At 35.7% G+C, this 2,580-nt stretch carries 1 protein-coding gene and 1 pseudogene; one reads left to right on the top strand and one right to left on the bottom strand.

The window, feature by feature from the left end; translation table 11 throughout:
- Position 1 precedes the first annotated feature (1 nt).
- Positions 2–397, top strand: a pseudogene (locus QME58_14085) (transposase).
- Positions 398–621: 224 nt separating this feature from the next.
- Here the strand turns inward: QME58_14085 and QME58_14090 are convergent.
- Positions 622–2,541 carry a T9SS type A sorting domain-containing protein gene (locus QME58_14090; GenBank protein MDI6804945.1) on the bottom strand — a complete coding sequence of 640 codons (1,920 nt, stop codon included), beginning with the start codon at positions 2,539–2,541 and terminating at the stop codon, positions 622–624.
- Between the last annotated feature and the right edge of the window lie 39 nt (positions 2,542–2,580).

Genomic DNA, 2,580 nt, shown 5'->3' on the forward strand with positions numbered 1-2,580 from the left:
GACCAAAAAAGACTGGGCAGTATTTGTAAAAAAAATTGCCGATGAGCAATATCCTGATGCAAAAAAAATAACATTGGTAATGGACAATTTTACAACACATGCAGCATCTTCTTTCTATGAAATATTTGAACCCGAAGAAGCAAAAAAAATATGGGATAGATTTGAATTTGTTTATACACCAAAGCATGGCAGTTGGCTCAATATGGCAGAGATAGAATTACATGTATTAAATGGACAGTGCTTAAACAGGCATATCTCAACGATGGAAAAAATCAAAGAAGAAGTTGAGGCGTGGCAATCAAATAGAGATAATAAAAACGCCAAAATAAACTGGCAGTTTACAACCAAAGATGCAAGGGTGAAACTTAAAAGATTATATCCGTCAATTCATGGCTAACACAACACTAGTATATATAAATATTTTTCTAACACTTTCATTATTTTCATTAAATTGCTCTTTACAAAGTGAAAGTTGATATGTAAGTAAAATTATTAAAAACAAGAGTTGTTTATATTTCATATTTATCTCCAGTAAATCTTATTCCGCAGTGGCATATATAAACGCCGATTTTTACTTGTCCGTTACCGTCTGTTTTTTCTTTATACATATTATTTCTCCAATTATTTGGTTAATAACATTTTCTTTATACTTAAAAATTTACCTGATTGAAGTTTGTAAAAATATACGCCGCTGGGTAAACTTAATCCAGATAATTCGACTGTCTTATAACCTGACTCCTGATGCTCTGCTAGAAGAGTTGTAATCTCTCGACCTAATACATCAAAAATCTTCAGCAAAACGTAACAAGGTTCGGGTATTGTGTATTTGATTTTGGTTACCGGATTAAACGGATTCGGGTAGCACTGCTCTAAACTATAGGTTTGCGGACGCTCGATATTATTAGCTTCAATATTAATCTTCTGAACAGTTTGTATAGTATTATCTGAAATTTTCACATTACTGTTTGTTGTTGAGGATACATTTTTAAGATAATCCTCCAAAACTTCTATTGATTTTTTATCTATTTTATCACCGCGGCTTTTCATAGCGTTAAACAATGAAATAGCATTTGTTACATTACCGAGTCCAACATTAGCTATCACTTTCTGAGTCTGGCAGAAAAACCACATATTATCATCGTTATTTCTTTGTAATATTTGATCGGCAATATAAATTGCGTTTGAATATTCTCCTCTATCCATTTTTGCTGTAACGAGAAATACAGATGCAAGCATTTTAACATTTTGCAATCTTGAATTTCTCTCAAAATAAGCTAACAAAAATTCCCACGGCATTTCAAGTGCGTCAGAATACTCTCCGCCAGGTCCAACGTAAAGCGCTAATTGGTATAATGCATCTATCGAGTTTGTTTGGTTAGATTTTATATCCAACTGTAATTGTAATAGCCATTCTCTAATTCTTGTTCTATCTTCTTTCGTTAATTCTGATTCGACGTACAAATCTGTGCCTTCTAATTTCGCTGGTGTGTTAACAGGACTACCGAGTTGAGATAATGTATCGACCGGACCGCAGAACATTAATGACCCAGTACCCCAATAATTATAACGCGCTTGGACTGTATTCGATGTAGCGTTGTTGATTAACCTGCAATTGTAATTAAAATTGTTGTAAACGTTATTCCATCCAGCACGAGCTTCATAACGAACTGCCGGATAACAACCCGGTGGGCACTGTGGCGATTTAGATTCGATTTCTGAACTCTCACTAAATTGATCTACAAATTTATCGAATGCGTAATCATCGCAAACACAGTAATTGATAGCAGCTCTATATCCCAAAAGTGCTGTTGCAGAATTACGAACATAAATTTCGCTCAAACCGTGTCCAGTTACTGTGTTGTAACCTCGTTTTATTTCATCGGGGCTAAGTGATACTCTTGAGCCGATGCCGCTTACGTCGATTCCGCTACCTAAATTGTTTGTAACAAAAGAACTATCTATGAATAATCTGCCAGCGTTAATTACATTAATTCCGGAATTAATATTGCCGGAGCCATTGTTTTCAACTCGTGAGTTTGAAATACTGACGCGTGCATTATTTACGCGTATACCTTCTGTTCTATTATTTTTAATAGCGCTTTTATAAATTCTTAGGGCTGTGTTGGAAGCTCCGGTACTCGATACAGCAACACCATATCCTGAAGAGTTAGAGACTGTATCGTTCGCCATATAGCTATTTGGTGCAGTATTTATAAATCGTAATCCATTTTCAGCATATTTTATATTGCAATAAGTAAGTGTATCGGGTCCGCCGCCTGAGAAGATAATGCCGCCCCAATCCCCAGGTGATGGTGAATGATTGGATGATGTGAATGTGATGCGTTGAGTGGGTGTGCCTTTGGCGATGATAGTGCCGAGGACGGTAATGGTTTTCCCCGGGTTAATCTTGATATATGTGCCAGGTGCGATAGCTAAATTTACACCGCTTTGTATAGTAATATTATCCACTACATTTACTTTGTTCTGCCAAGTTGTATTTTCTGTGATATTTCCAGCCCAAGTATTATAGGGCGGTTCCAAAAATTGACTTATTGAATACTTTTTTTTGTATATTTAAGA

It is taken from the genome of Bacteroidota bacterium, assembly GCA_030017895.1.
Classification (GTDB): domain Bacteria; phylum Bacteroidota; class Ignavibacteria; order UBA10030; family BY39; genus JASEGV01.